Origin of the sequence: Methylotenera versatilis 7 (genome assembly GCF_000799165.1) — a bacterium.
Taxonomy (GTDB): Bacteria; Pseudomonadota; Gammaproteobacteria; order Burkholderiales; family Methylophilaceae; genus Methylotenera_A; species Methylotenera_A versatilis_A.
The window spans coordinates 551,061-565,096 of sequence record NZ_JUGF01000001.1 but is presented as its reverse complement, the minus strand read 5'-3'; the positions used below and the strand labels follow the sequence as shown (position 1 = coordinate 565,096).

The 14,036-nt window shown below is 42.1% G+C and carries 17 protein-coding genes; 1 reads left to right on the top strand and 16 read right to left on the bottom strand.

Features of this window, described 5'->3' with window-relative positions; translation table 11 throughout:
- Nucleotides 1-1,182: an efflux RND transporter periplasmic adaptor subunit gene (locus K370_RS02535; RefSeq protein WP_152603134.1), complete on the bottom strand. Its 1,182-nt coding sequence runs from the start codon at nucleotides 1,180-1,182 to the stop codon at nucleotides 1-3.
- Between the two features lie 151 nt (nucleotides 1,183-1,333).
- On the opposite strand from K370_RS02535, the gene K370_RS02530 reads away from it, so the two are divergent.
- Nucleotides 1,334-1,792, top strand: a complete 459-nt coding sequence (locus tag K370_RS02530; RefSeq protein WP_047537859.1) for a MarR family winged helix-turn-helix transcriptional regulator — start codon at nucleotides 1,334-1,336, stop codon at nucleotides 1,790-1,792.
- 82 nt (nucleotides 1,793-1,874) lie between these two features.
- Here K370_RS02530 and K370_RS02525 read toward each other — a convergent pair whose 3' ends face one another.
- From K370_RS02525 to rpmF, 15 genes are all read right to left on the bottom strand, one after another.
- Nucleotides 1,875-2,252, bottom strand: coding sequence for a hypothetical protein (locus K370_RS02525; RefSeq protein ID WP_047537856.1), 378 nt, complete (start codon nucleotides 2,250-2,252; stop codon nucleotides 1,875-1,877).
- A gap of 92 nt (nucleotides 2,253-2,344) precedes the next feature.
- Nucleotides 2,345-3,109: an MBL fold metallo-hydrolase gene (locus K370_RS02520; RefSeq protein ID WP_047537853.1), complete on the bottom strand. Its 765-nt coding sequence runs from the start codon at nucleotides 3,107-3,109 to the stop codon at nucleotides 2,345-2,347.
- Between the two features lie 2 nt (nucleotides 3,110-3,111).
- Nucleotides 3,112-3,888 (bottom strand): TatD family hydrolase, encoded by a 777-nt coding sequence (locus K370_RS02515; RefSeq protein ID WP_047537850.1) that lies wholly within the window; start codon nucleotides 3,886-3,888, stop codon nucleotides 3,112-3,114.
- 61 nt (nucleotides 3,889-3,949) lie between these two features.
- Nucleotides 3,950-4,345 (bottom strand): PilZ domain-containing protein, encoded by a 396-nt coding sequence (locus tag K370_RS02510; RefSeq protein ID WP_052185143.1) that lies wholly within the window; start codon nucleotides 4,343-4,345, stop codon nucleotides 3,950-3,952.
- Nucleotides 4,346-4,400: 55 nt separating this feature from the next.
- Nucleotides 4,401-5,387 carry a DNA polymerase III subunit delta' gene (holB, locus tag K370_RS02505; protein WP_047537847.1) on the bottom strand — a complete coding sequence of 329 codons (987 nt, stop codon included), beginning with the start codon at nucleotides 5,385-5,387 and terminating at the stop codon, nucleotides 4,401-4,403.
- 6 nt (nucleotides 5,388-5,393) lie between these two features.
- The gene (tmk, locus tag K370_RS02500) at nucleotides 5,394-6,002 is read right to left on the bottom strand and encodes a dTMP kinase (RefSeq protein WP_047537844.1); all 609 of its coding nucleotides are present in this window, start codon (nucleotides 6,000-6,002) and stop codon (nucleotides 5,394-5,396) included.
- Between the two features lie 18 nt (nucleotides 6,003-6,020).
- A complete protein-coding gene (gene mltG / locus K370_RS02495; RefSeq protein ID WP_047537841.1) occupies nucleotides 6,021-7,025 on the bottom strand; it encodes an endolytic transglycosylase MltG in 1,005 nt (334 codons plus the stop codon).
- Nucleotides 7,022-7,855 carry an aminodeoxychorismate lyase gene (gene pabC, locus K370_RS02490; RefSeq protein ID WP_047537838.1) on the bottom strand — a complete coding sequence of 278 codons (834 nt, stop codon included), beginning with the start codon at nucleotides 7,853-7,855 and terminating at the stop codon, nucleotides 7,022-7,024. Before pabC ends, mltG begins: the two co-directional genes overlap by 4 nt.
- A gap of 137 nt (nucleotides 7,856-7,992) precedes the next feature.
- On the bottom strand, nucleotides 7,993-9,228 hold the full coding sequence (gene fabF / locus K370_RS02485) for a beta-ketoacyl-ACP synthase II (RefSeq protein WP_047537835.1): 1,236 nt from the start codon (nucleotides 9,226-9,228) through the stop codon (nucleotides 7,993-7,995).
- 122 nt (nucleotides 9,229-9,350) lie between these two features.
- Nucleotides 9,351-9,587: an acyl carrier protein gene (gene acpP, locus K370_RS02480; protein WP_047537832.1), complete on the bottom strand. Its 237-nt coding sequence runs from the start codon at nucleotides 9,585-9,587 to the stop codon at nucleotides 9,351-9,353.
- Between the two features lie 154 nt (nucleotides 9,588-9,741).
- Nucleotides 9,742-10,482, bottom strand: coding sequence for a 3-oxoacyl-ACP reductase FabG (gene fabG / locus K370_RS02475; RefSeq protein WP_047538864.1), 741 nt, complete (start codon nucleotides 10,480-10,482; stop codon nucleotides 9,742-9,744).
- Nucleotides 10,483-10,531: 49 nt separating this feature from the next.
- On the bottom strand, nucleotides 10,532-11,473 hold the full coding sequence (fabD, locus tag K370_RS02470; protein WP_047537828.1) for an ACP S-malonyltransferase: 942 nt from the start codon (nucleotides 11,471-11,473) through the stop codon (nucleotides 10,532-10,534).
- 67 nt (nucleotides 11,474-11,540) lie between these two features.
- On the bottom strand, nucleotides 11,541-12,500 hold the full coding sequence (locus tag K370_RS02465) for a beta-ketoacyl-ACP synthase III (RefSeq protein ID WP_047537825.1): 960 nt from the start codon (nucleotides 12,498-12,500) through the stop codon (nucleotides 11,541-11,543).
- A gap of 11 nt (nucleotides 12,501-12,511) precedes the next feature.
- Nucleotides 12,512-13,561 (bottom strand): phosphate acyltransferase PlsX, encoded by a 1,050-nt coding sequence (plsX, locus tag K370_RS02460; protein ID WP_047537822.1) that lies wholly within the window; start codon nucleotides 13,559-13,561, stop codon nucleotides 12,512-12,514.
- Nucleotides 13,562-13,763: 202 nt separating this feature from the next.
- Nucleotides 13,764-13,943 (bottom strand): 50S ribosomal protein L32, encoded by a 180-nt coding sequence (rpmF, locus tag K370_RS02455; protein ID WP_047537819.1) that lies wholly within the window; start codon nucleotides 13,941-13,943, stop codon nucleotides 13,764-13,766.
- Between the last annotated feature and the right edge of the window lie 93 nt (nucleotides 13,944-14,036).

The following is a 14,036-nucleotide window of genomic DNA, read 5'->3' as shown; positions in this document are numbered from 1 at the left end:
TTAGTTTGCCTTTTTAGATGTTGCTTCAGATGGCGAAGTTGGATTTATTTCTCCTGAAGACTCTTGTGCGGCATTTGATGAAACTATTTCTATTGGTTTTACCTTGTCCCCTACTTTAATTTTGTTTAAACCTTCAACAATGATTCTATCGCCAGCACTTAAGCCGCTACTGACAATCCATTGATTTCTTAATATCTTTTCGGCTTTAATTAATCGCTGCTCTACTTTATTTTCAGCAGTTAAAACCAGTGCAGTAGCCTCTCCATTTGGATTTCTAGTCACGCCTTGCTGGGGCGCTAGCACGGTATTTTTGTTGATTAGCTGGTCTATTTCAGCACGTACGAACATGCCTGGTAATAGCACTTTTGCAGCATTAGGAAATTCGGCTCTTAAAGTGACCATATTGGTTGATTCATCAACAGAGACTTCTGCAAATTTAAGTACGCCAGGTTTGTCGTACGTACTTCCATCGGGCAGAATAAGATTCACAGATTTACTTCCTGCGGCCACTCCATTGGTCGACAATGCTTTTTTTAGCTGAAAAAGCTCATCACTTGACTGAATCAAATCCACAAATACCGGATCCAGAACACGAATGACCGCTAATGCATCTGTCTGATTCGCTGTCAGCAATGCGCCTGGCGTGACGGATGACTTACCAATAATGCCACTAATAGGCGCTCTGATTTCAGTAAAGCCAAGATTGATTTTGGCGCTGGATACAACTGCTTTATTCTGAGCCACTGTAGCCAAAGCTTGTTGGTAGCTTACTTTCGCATCGTCAGCATCCTGCTTTGAAATACCTTGTATCTCAAGTAGCTCATTGTATCTTTCTGATTTAAGCTTTGCGGCAGAAACAGCCGCTTCAGCATTTAGCAAGGTAGCATTTGCCTGATCAAGCGCTGCTTGATAAATGGCGGGTTCAATTTGGTATAAAACATCCCCAGCTTTTACGTGTGACCCTTCGACAAACAATCGTTTAGATAATATACCTGTTACTTGCGGGCGTATTTCAGAGGTAATCGTAGAAGTAACACGGCCGCTTAATCTCACTGTCGATGGAACTGGTTTTTCCGTTAAAGTGACATACCCTACTTCAATTTCGGCAGGTTTAGCTGGTGGTGCCTTGCTGGAACAAGCCGAAACCACAATCATAAGAGTGAGTAGGAGTAAATTTTTCATACTATTCCAGTGCATAACAATTTATTTAAATGTTGAATATTTCATAACCATATGTAAATATAGTTGCAATTGCAACTATATTTACATGCCTTTACATTACAGGTTTACGCAATTAATCCTGTAATGTAAAGGTAATTATTAAGTGAAAATTATGTCAGACATTTATAAACATTTAGGGCGCGACATTTCATTGCTGTATCGCTATAACAGCATGTATATGGAACGCAATTTAGAGGCGCTTGGCATTCATCATGGCCAAGTGATTTTTATGGCGCAATTATTTTCACAAGATGGGCTTACGCAAGAAGAGCTGACTAAGATTCTTAGCTTTGATAAAGGCACAACAGCCAAAGCATTAAAAAAACTGGAGCTGATAGGTTATGTGAAAAAGCAAGCCGATGAACGAGATTCTCGCTGCAATAGAATATTTTTAACGCAAAAAGCCAGAGGTATTGAGCAGAGTTTTTTTAATGTGCTGGAAGAGTACGAAAGTATTGCCACCACCAACTTTAGCGAAGATGAAGTTGCGCTTTTAACCAGTCTATTAAAGTCTATGAGCTTGAATGTACACGCATTTAATCTTAAGGCAACGAAGAGTTCTGAAGATTAGGAAACTTAAAAACGTCAGCTAGAAATACAATGCAAAAAAGCTGCAATATCTGCAGCTTTTTTTATTCAGTTAAACAGGTAAATTACCGATTATTGAAGAATGCAATATTCATGGCGCGATCATTTACAAAAGTAATTTCAGTTTCTTTGTAGGTGCGTTTTTTGTCGTAAGTAACGATATTGTGGTAGTACCACATTTCCACTTTAACGGGTTTCTGACCTTTTTCACCATCTACATTTCTACCGATGATTGTACTGGCATTGGTTGGCTTAACTGAAAGCTCTTTTTTGGCTGGCGCCCCCAATTTATCGACAATGACTTTTTTTGATTTACCGCTAAAGTTATTTAAAAACTCATCTTCTGTATATGTTTTACCAGCCGCATGAATCACACCTGCAAGGCCAATCGTTAATATGCCTGCGATTAATACGATGGCTGATTTGAATTTATTTTGTATCATTCTTTAATCCCTTGATTCTAAATTTTATTTTCTATTTATAGTTGTAAGCCGCATGTGATTAACGCCACAACATAGGCAATTGTTGACGCACATTAACTAAATGTTAATTTTAAACCATCGTAGCCTGCAAATACATGCGCTGGTAATTTGGCTGATAAGGTTTCGTATTCTAAATCATGCGTCATATGAATCATATAGCTTTGTTTGGCTTTTATACGACTGATGTAACTTAAACTTTGTTCCATATTGATGTGTGTGGGATGCGATGTTTCGCGCAGACAATCCAGCAATAAAATATCTAAACCCTGCAGCAAATCAAAAGAAGACTCTGGAATCTCTGAGACATCGGTTAAATAGGCAAGATTGCCTATTCTATATCCAAAAATATGAATTTTTCCATGCATCACAGGTATGGGGGTGATGGGTATATTGAACAATTGAAAAGGCTGGTGAATCACTTCTGCGCGTAATACGGGCAAATCCCAAAAATCACATGGCTCACGCAATGTATAGCCAAATTTATTTTGGATATGCGTCACCGCATCCTGATTGGCGAATAGCGGTATTTGACTGCGTTGAATCTGACAAAAGGCGCGCAAATCGTCAATGCCATGCAAATGATCTGCATGCGTGTGCGTGTATAAAACGGCGTCTACACGCTTAATATTTTCACGCAAGGCCTGATTGCGTAAATCAGGTCCTGTATCAATTAAAATATTCTCGCCTGTTGGTAGCGTAATTAAACTGGAGCAGCGTGAGCGCTTATTTCGAGAGTTGCTGGACTGACAAGTAGCACAGTTGCAGCCAACCACAGGGGTTCCGGCGCTAGATCCTACGCCTAATAAAGTAATCTGCATGTTTAATTAAACTGCTTTGCTTGTTTAAATAAGGTAAAGAAGTTTTCTGTTGTCGCACTCATCACAGTATCCAAACTAATGCCACGCAAATTGGCGATTTCTTGCGCAACATATTTCACATAAGCGGGTTGATTCGTTTTCCCACGAAAAGGAATCGGTGCCAAATAAGGTGAATCTGTTTCTACCAATATGCGATTTAGCGGGACGGCTTGCGCAACAGCTTTTATTTGTGTGGCGTTTTTAAAAGTCACAATTCCTGAAAATGAAATATAAAATCCCATTTCAATCGCCGCCAACGCCACCTCTAAGTTCTCCGTAAAGCAATGCATCACGCCACCAACTCGGCTTGCGCCCTCTTCCTGCATAATGCGTAAAGTATCTTCAGCCGCACTTCTGGTATGAATAATTAAGGGTTTATTGGCTAAAATAGCCGCTTTAATATGGGTGCGAAAGCGATCACGTTGCCACTCTAAATCGCCAGTTAATCTAAAATAATCCAACCCCGTTTCACCTATTGCGATAATTTTGGGATGTTTAGCGAGGTTAACTAACTCTTCTACGGTAGGTTCTTGAATATCCTCATAGTCTGGGTGTACGCCAACAGAGGCGTAAAAGTTATCAAACTGTGTTGCCAGACTTAATACTTGAGGGAATTTATCCAGGGTGACAGAAACGCATAACGCATGCCCAACCTGCGCTTCGGTCATTGACTGTCTAATCGTATCAATATTTTCGACCAACTCAGGGAAGTTCAGATGGCAATGCGAATCGACTAACATAAAAGTAACCTACTAAATGGGTGGTATAAAGCCAAAGTGTTGCGAAACTTACATTGCCAAATTACATGGTATGTGTAGCACGGTTGGATTTTAAACTGCCGCCCAATATGGCTTCAATTTTATTCCTAACTTCCGAGCCACCATCTTTATCGCTAAACTGCACACCAATGCCTTGCGGGCGATTTGCTGAACTGGTCGGCGTTGTCCAAACGACCTTGCCAACCACTTTTAATTTGACGGGATCATCGACCAAACTTAACAACATGAACACTTCTTCGCCAATTTTAAAATTTTTATTGGTGGGAATAAATAAGCCACCACCTTTTATATAAGGCATATAAGCAGCATACAGCGCCGATTTTTCTTTAATTGCCAATGACAATACGCCTGGCTTATTAACGGATTGGTCGGTGATTGGATTTACATCGGCTTGCGTGGGGGTGTCTTGCGTAGTCATATGATTTAAAGTGATTAGCCTGTTTTTAACACTAGTTTTAATATCAATAAAGGTTTTAGTTAAAGATTCTAGTGTAGTGCAAAAGTATATTTTCTAATTGCATTTCATTGCTTAAAGGGTGGTTAGCCATTTTTTTAGCATCATATAATTTTTGCTGAAAACTGATTAACGCTTTCAAGTTTACGCTTTTGCACAGGGCTTGCAAAGCCTTAATGTGCTGTGCATGGTATCTGGATTTTTGAGTTAATTTATATGACATCAAATCAAAAATCCATTTCTGCAAAGTATCAATTGCACGCTCCATTCCAAGCGCTAGAAATGCAGATGCGCAGGTAAAAGGCTGCAATTGTGCACCCAAGCTTAGTTGATTGATTAAAGCGACTATTGCATCACCATCTTCCGAAGCCTGCAACGCTGCCAATGGAGCACCACCAGCGTAGTCCAGTAAAGCTTCAGCATTGTTAACGCCCTGCGCATTAAGCCAATTTAAAGCTTCAGCTTTACTTGGTAACGGCATATCGATTGCCTGGCAACGACTCGTAATCGTTGCCAGTAATCGTTGCGGCTGATTACTCACCAATAAAAATAAGGTATTAGCCGGTGGCTCTTCTAACATTTTCAGCAATGCATTGGCAGAAGCTACATTTAAGGTTTCTGCGGGCGAGATTAGTATTACGCGATGATGGTTAACCTGATGTGAAGATAAGCTTAAGTAATCAATGAGTTGACGAATCTGCGCAACTGAAATCTGACTCTTTTTTGTGGTTTTTTTCTTTGGAGCATCCTCATTTGTATCCGCATCTTCTGGGCTAATCAAGCGAAAATCTGGGTGGTGCATCTCTTTAAACCAACCGCAGCTTGCACAAACACCACAGGCATGAGTATATACTGGCGCCCGACACAAAAGACTACGCGACAATTCAATCGCAAAATCCTGTTTACCGGCTCCAGCCCCACCGCGTAATAATAGTGCATGCGGCAGATTTTTGCGCTGCTGCATAATGTGTTGCCATTGTTGTGATTGCCAGCTATACATAATCATTAATAATCATAGAGTTGAGATAATATTCTCAACTAATTTTTTAACATTTTCAAGCGACTGATTTGCATTGATAATATGAAAGCGCTCAGGATTTTCTGCCGCTCTTTGTAAGTAAGCTTGGCGTAATTTCTCAAAAAATTGTGCATCTTCGCGCTCAAATTTATCAGGCTCGCGTGCATTTGCGAGTCTTTTAAGGCTAATCTCAACAGGCACATCAAATAATAAAGTCGCGTCCGGGCGTAAATCTCCCTGCACCCAAATTTCCAACTGTTTAATTTTGTCAGGCGCCACCCCTTTTGCACCGCATTGATAAGCGTAGGTAGCATCGGTGAAGCGATCTGACAACACGTAAGCACCACGTGCTAAAGCAGGTTCAATCACATTGGCAATATGTTCGCGTCTTGCTGCAAACATGAGTAATGTTTCAGTTTCTGCGTGCATAGGCTCATGCAACAATAAAGTACGCAATTGCTCGCCAAGCGCCGTTCCACCAGGCTCTCTGGTTGAAACAGTTTCTAAACCGCGTGCCTGAAGTAGTGCAACGATAGTAGGAATATGCGTGCTTTTACCCGCGCCATCCATGCCTTCCAATGTAATAAATTTACCTTTTTTCAACAGTTAACTCATTTCCATCTATTGTTTATTTGCTTTAATTTGATACTGATAAACAGCACGATTATGCTCTGCCAGCGAACTCGAAAACACGTGGCTACCATCACCTTTGCCGACAAAGTACAGCGCTTTTGTTTTTTCAGGATGTAATGCCGCCTCAATAGAAGCTAATCCTGGCATCGCAATTGGTGTGGGCGGCAAGCCTTTTCGTGTATAAGTGTTATGCGGCGTATCTTTCAGTAAGTCTTTGCGTCGAATATTGCCATCATATTGGTCGCCCATGCCGTAGATAACCGTAGGATCGGTTTGCAAGCGCATACCGATGCGTAAACGATTCACGAAAACACCGGCAATTGTTGTGCGCTCAGAAGCTTTTCCTGTTTCCTTTTCTATAATTGACGCCATGATAAGTGCATCATAGCTATTTTCATAAGGTAGATTGGGTGCCTTGTTATTCCAGGCTTTGCTTAACTTGGTTTGCATGCCGTCATAAGCGCGCTTCAATATCACTGTATCCGGCGTGCCTCTATCAAAGTAAAAAGTATCAGGGAAAAACAGCCCTTCTGCATGGCGCTCACCTTTGCCTACAATCGCCATCACTTGCGCATCAGACAAGTTTTGGATGGTGTTTTTAATCGCATCATTCTGTACCAGTTTTGCACGCATTTCCTTAAAGGTTTTACCTTCGATAAAAGTAATACTACCTTGCGTTGTCTTGCCATGATTCAGCGATAACAATAGTTGATATGGTGTGATGTTTTTGTTCAATGTGTAATCACCGGCCTGCAAATAAGGCTCTTTTCTTAACACTTTCCCCAGCACAATAAATGGCCACGCGCTACGCAAAACCTTTTGTTCAACCAACTGGTTGGCGATACTTTTTAGACCGCTTTTAGGCTTGATTGTAATTTCCTGTGCCTGCGGCGTAAGCTTGAGCGATGTTTTGGCGTATTTAACCATCCAAACAGTCAGTAAGATACTGGCAATCAAACTTAACATTATGCTTAACTTTAAAATACGCATCATACTTTTAGTATTTCTCTCATATCGGCAGCTAATGAAGTCTGCACCCAAGTTTTCTGCTGGATGCCTTTAACCTGAAAAGCGCCGTATAAACTATTGGTGATGATCACTGCATCCGCTGCAAATAATCGATCTAAATTAAATGATTCAACTTTTACCGTTAAGCCAATTAAATGAGCCAAATCAATGATGCGCTGCCTTGTAATGCCGGCAACACCGCATTGATTCAAGTTTGGCGTAACCAATGTATTACCATTGCAGATAAAGATATTCGCAGATGTACATTCAATCACATGTTGAGCACTATCCAACATGATGCCATCTACAATATTTGGATCCGTCCACTCCAGACGCGCCAGCACATTTTCCAAGCGGTTCAAATGCTTAACTCCAGCCAGTAAAGGCTGCGCAGCTAGCACCGTATTGCAAACATACAAATGAACACCTTCGCTAAAATAACGACTCGGATAAGCCGGCATGTCCGTTTTAATCAGCACGCGCAGTGGGTTGGTAATCGCTGGCGGCGCATAGCCACGCTCGCCCTCGCCTCTGGTGATAATGATTTTGACGACACTGACTGAATGTTCAGCAACTTCTTTCTCTGAAAATAGTTGCTGTAAATCACTGATTAACAACTCAGCACTGGGGCAAACGATTTTAATCGCCGCACAATCAGCGACCAGCTTTTGGTAGTGCTGCGGCCAACATTCAGGTAAGCCGCTACGTACAATCATAGTGCGAAACACACCATCGCCATAGGCAAAACCGCGATCAAGCGGAGAGATTGTGTGATCAAAACTACCGTTAATGATAAAGGACTGTGCGCGTATCATGATGCGCAATTAAACCATAGCTTGCGGCAATTAAAAAGCCTGCAAGGGTTTAATTTGCAGGCTTTTAGACAATAAACGCTTATTTAAAAAGCTTGTATTTTTAATATTTATATCTTTTTAAATACAAAGCTGCCACTTTAGATTTTCTTGAAAACCAAACTTCCGTTGGTCCCGCCAAAACCGAAGTTATTTTTAAGTGCGTAGTTTATTTTCATATCACGCGCAGTGTTGGCGCAATAATCCAAGTCACAATCTGGGTCTTGGTTAAAAATATTAATAGTAGGTGGCGAGATTTGATTGTAAATTGATAACACGGTAAATACTGATTCCAAACCACCTGCGCCACCTAATAAGTGGCCTGTCATCGATTTAGTTGAATTCACGACCAATTTATATGCATGATCACCGAACGTCGCTTTAATCGCGTTAGTTTCGTTGGCATCGCCCAATGGTGTGGAGGTGCCATGTGCGTTCATAAACTGCACTTGGTCTGGGTTGATGCCCGCATTTTTCAGTGCGTTCACCATACTGCGGCGCGGACCATCCATGTTTGGCGCAGTCATATGATAAGCATCGGCACTCATGCCGTAACCTGATAGCTCAGCGTAAATACGCGCACCGCGTGCTTTGGCATGCTCATACTCTTCTAACACCAGCACGCCTGCACCCTCGCCTATCACAAAACCGTCACGGTCTTTATCCCACGGACGACTTGCCGTTGCAGGATCGTCATTGCGATTAGACAATGCACGCGCAGATGCAAAGCCACCTACGCTTAATTCTGTAATCGCCGCTTCAGCTCCACCTGCTACCATCACATCGGCATCGCCATATTCAATCATACGTGCAGCATCACCAATCGAATGAGTACCTGTAGTACAAGCGGTCACAATTGCCACATTCGGGCCTTTTAGGCCAAACATAATGCTTAAATTGCCCGAAATCATATTGATAATAGTGCCGGGAATGAAAAATGGTGAAATCTTGCGTGGTCCGCCTTCATCATAGTTATCGTTGGTGGACTCAATAAGCCCCAAACCACCAATACCTGAGCCAATCGATACGCCGATACGTTCTGCATTTTGTTCTGTGACTTCAATGCCTGAATCTTTAAATGCTTCAATGCCTGCAACCAAGCCATATTGAATAAAAGTATCCATACGACGGGCTTCTTTTGCAGACAAATAGTCTTCTACATTAAAGTTTTTAACTTCACCTGCAATTTGCGAAGAAAAAGCGGAAGGGTCAAACTTAGTAATGCGTGTAATGCCGGACTGGCCTTTAACTAGGTTTTCCCAAGCGGTTGATGTGCCTATACCAACGGGCGAAACAACGCCCAAACCAGTAATAACAATACGACGTTTTTGGCTCATAGATTAAATTCCAAGCTTAAATTTTATGGCTAAAAGTCATGCTTACTTGCATGACTTTTAATATTTGCTCAACAAAGAATCAGCCCTCAAATTAAGGGCTGAAAATGTAGGGTATATTGAATTTATTTGAGGTTTGCGTTGACGTAGTCAATCGCTTGTTGCACTGTTGTGATTTTTTCCGCTTGATCATCTGGAATTTCACAATCAAACTCTTCTTCAAGTGCCATTACCAATTCCACTGTATCCAATGAATCAGCACCTAAATCATCCACAAATGATGATGCATTTTTTACATCAGCTTCATTTGCACCTAATTGTTCGCAAACGATTTTTCTTACACGTTGTTCGATGTCAGACATCTAAATACCCCTTTGATTAAAAATTAGCAACCTACATCAGTATAGTTGGGCTAAGTGCGTATTCTAACAAAACTCTAGAATAAAACAAAAAAGCTTTTCAACATTAACGCTGGTTACTGTAACAAAATTGATTATAAAGCGACTCAAGCCAAGCTTAAGCCATGTACATGCCGCCATTTACATGAATAGTCTCACCGGTAATATAGGCTGCATTTGGTGAAGCTAAAAATGCCACTGTTGCTGCAATCTCTTTTACATTACCCAAACGTGCCAACGGCACTCGCTCTAGCATTTTGGTTTTAATGGCTTCTGGCAGTTCAGCGGTCATGTCGGTTTCAATAAAACCAGGCGCTACACAATTAACGGTAATGTTGCGACTGCCAACTTCAGCAGCTAAGGACTTGGTAAAACCGCTCATGCCCGCTTTGGCCGCAGCATAATTGGTTTGCCCCGCGTTGCCCATGTGGCCCACTACGCTTGAAATGCTAATAATCCGGCCGGTGCGCGCTTTCATCATTGGGCGTAAAACCGCTTGGCTCATACGGAAAATGGATTTTAAATTGGTCGAAATCACCGCATCCCAATCATCATCGCCCATACGCATTAATAAAGTATCGCGCGTAATACCGGCGTTGTTCACTAATATTGAAATATCGCCAAATTGTGCCGCAATCTCTTTTAAAACAGATTCTACCTGCGCTGCATCATTTACATCCAAGGCCATACCAACACCTTTGATGCCTGCTTGTTTAAAACTGGCATTGATACTTTCTGCGCCACTAATGCTGGTCGCGGTACCAATCACGGTGGCACCTTGTTGACCAAGTTCTGCTGCAATAGCAGCACCGATACCGCGACTTGCCCCAGTGACCAATGCGACCTGGTCACTTAATATTTGAATGTTTGACATTAAATAAATCCTCTAATTAACTGATTTTAAATAATTAATTATTGTTAACAATAAATTCAGAAATCGCTTCATTTGAAATAAACGCAACACATGGAAGCTCTGCCACAATTCGCTTGGTCAGGCCTGTCAATACTTTTCCTGGGCCACATTCCGCGCTATTACTAATACCTTTAGCAGAAATCGCTTGTACACTTTCTACCCAACGCACAGGGCTGTATAGCTGGCGCACTAACGCTTGCTTGATTTCATCCGCAGCCACATAACTGGCGACATCGGCATTATGTACAACAGGTATTTGTGGTACTTGTACAACTACGTCAGCTAAATATACAGCAAGTTTTTCTGCCGCCGGTTTCATTAAAGCACAGTGCGATGGCACACTGACAGGTAGCGCTAGCGCGCGTTTCGCACCTTTTGCTTTGGCAATTTCCATACCGCGCTCTACTGCAGCTTTATTGCCGGCAATCACCACTTGCCCCGGTGAGTTAAAGTTAACCGCTTCACATACTTCAATTTCAGCCTCATTTTGAGCGGCTTCAACACAAACGGCACGTACAATTTCATCATCCAAACCAAGTATAGCCGCCATCGCACCCACACCTTCAGGTACTGCACCCTGCATCACTTCTGCACGATATTTTACTAAAGGTAAAGCATCTACAAAACTAATTGAGCCTGCGGCAACTAAAGCCGCATATTCACCAAGGCTGTGACCTGCCAGAATACTGGGCAGTGAACCGCCTGCTTGAATATATGCTCGCCAGGTAGCAATGCCTGCGGTTAGCATCAAAGGCTGTGTATGTTGCGTCAGATTTAACAGCTCATTTGGCTCTGTTACCATTGCCCAGAAATCAACACCTAAGATATCAGAAGCTTCTGTAAATGTTTGTTTAATAAAAGGGCTGTCGCCAAACCCGCTCATCATGCCAACGGATTGCGAACCTTGGCCAGGAAAGAGAAATGCAAATTGATTCATATTTTAATTCTTTATTTTCGGTTAAATTAAATACTTAACCCTCGTTTAAGCTCAATATTTTACCGGCTTAATATTTTATAAGTGCCGAACCCCAAGTAAAACCGCCACCAAAAGCTTCCATCAAGATAACATCTCCGCGCTTAATACGTCCATCGCGCACAGCAACGTCTAGCGCTAGGGGAATGGATGCTGCAGAGGTATTGCCATGCTTATCGACCGTTACAACCACTTTATCCATACTCATATCCAGTTTTCTTGCAGTCGCTTGCAAAATCCGAATATTGGCTTGATGCGGCACAAGCCAGTCGATGTCGCTTTTTTGCATGCCGTTTGCAGATAATGTCTCATCTACAATTTGGTCCAGCGTATTCACGGCCATCTTAAATACCGCATTGCCTTCCATTAATACCGTGTCAGGCCCGTTCTCATTGCGTGGCACGTGCAGCATTTTTTCATAGCTACCATCAGCATGTAAATGCGTAGAAATAATACCCATCTCGGATGAGGCTTGCAATATGACGGCACCTGCACCATCCCCCCATAAAATGCAATTACCTCTGTCAGAGTAATCGGTAATACGTGAAAACGTTTCTGCGCCAATAACTAGCGCACATTTTGCACTGCCCGCTTTAATAAAGTTATCAGCCGTTGCCAACGTATATACAAACCCGCTACATACCGCTTGAATATCAAACGCTGGGCAGCCAGAAATGCCTAATTTGCTTTGCACCATCGTCGCAACGCTTGGAAATATCTTATCTGGGGTGGTGGTTGCAATAATAATTAAATCAATGTCACTTGCCTGAATACCCGCACTTGCAATTGCATTTTGCGCAGCAATAAATGCCAAATCACTGGTAGATTCATTTTCCGCAGCAATGTGTCTTTCGCGAATGCCAGTACGGGTAAAAATCCACTCATCGGTGGTATCTACCATTTTTTCTAAATCAGCATTGCTTAAGATTTTTTGCGGCAAATAACTGCCGGTTCCCGTTATTTTTGCATGAATTGGACTTAATTTGGTCATGAGTTAATACCTTAATCTGCCAAATTATTTGCACTTAATGCGCTATTTTGTGGCTGTATGTGTTCAATTTCTAATTGCTCTGTAATGCGTCGCAAAACATTGCTGCGAGCCTCTTCAATCGCTACCTGCAAGGCATAATAAAATGCCAACTCATCGGCACCGCCATGGCTTTTTACCACAATGCCGCGCAAGCCCAAGAAACTGGCGCCATTGTAACGACGTGGATCCAGGCGCTTTTTGAAGGCGTTTAAAACTGGCATTGCCCCAAGTGCCATTAATTTGGTAAGCCAGTTTTTTTTAAATTCCATCGTTAAAAACTTGCCCATCATGTGCGCTAAACCTTCTGTGGTTTTAAGTGAGACATTACCCACAAAACCATCGCACACAACCAAATCAGTTGTGCCTTTAAAGATATCGTCACCTTCAATATTGCCGTAAAAGTTAAGGTGGCTAGCGCGCAATAGCTCAGCCGTCTGCTTAACGACCTCATTACCTTTAATATCTTCGGAGCCAATATTCAGCAAACCAACGGTTGGATTGGATTTATGCTCCACACAGCTAACCAACATGGCGCCCATCACCGCAAACTGTAACAAATGCTCCGGTGTGCAATCGGCATTCGCACCCAGATCCAGCATGTAGGTCTTACCTTTTTCGGAAGGTAATGACGATGCAATCGCCGGTCTATCAATACCAGGCAAAGTCTTCAATACAAAACGCGCAGTCGCCATTAGTGCGCCAGTATTGCCAGCGCTTACACAGGCATTCGCCTCACCACTTTTAACGAGATTAATCGCTACGCGCATGGAAGAATCTTTTTTATTCTTCAGTGCGCTTTGTGGCGACTCATCCATCAACACAACTTCCGTTGTCGGATGTATGCGCAAACGGGGACTGGTGCTGGATTTATGTGCTTTTAATTCAGCTTGAATAACATCTTCCAAGCCAACCAACACAATATTGAGCTGATCATCTTCCTTAAGCGCCTTTAAGGCAGCAGGAACGGTTACGTGAGGGCCATGATCGCCACCCATCGCATCTATCGCAATTGTAATATCCATTAAAGTATTAGAAGTTAAGATGATATGTTTGCCAACGATTTAAGCCGACAAACAGTAATTTAGAGGATGAAACGAAACATGCGCACAAATGCTAAATGTGCAAACGCCGCACTGTTTATAGTACGGCGCATTTGTTCCAGCTATTTGATTAATCACTATAATTTAACTACTAGGGTTTAATCAACAAAACCAGAGAAAGGACTTATTCGCCCTTTGTTGATAACACTTTACGGCCACGATAGTAACCGGTTGGGCTAATGTGATGACGTAAATGTGTTTCACCTGTTGTTGGCTCAACCGCCAATGGTGGATTAACTAAAAAGTCATGTGAACGATGCATGCCACGTTTAGAAGGTGACTTTTTGTTTTGTTGAACTGCCATGATAAAACTCCAGTAAATGCTTTAAGCAAATGTGTTAAATAGCTAATCCAGCATTATAATTTAATTTATATCTCCGTGTAAACAAAAACACAC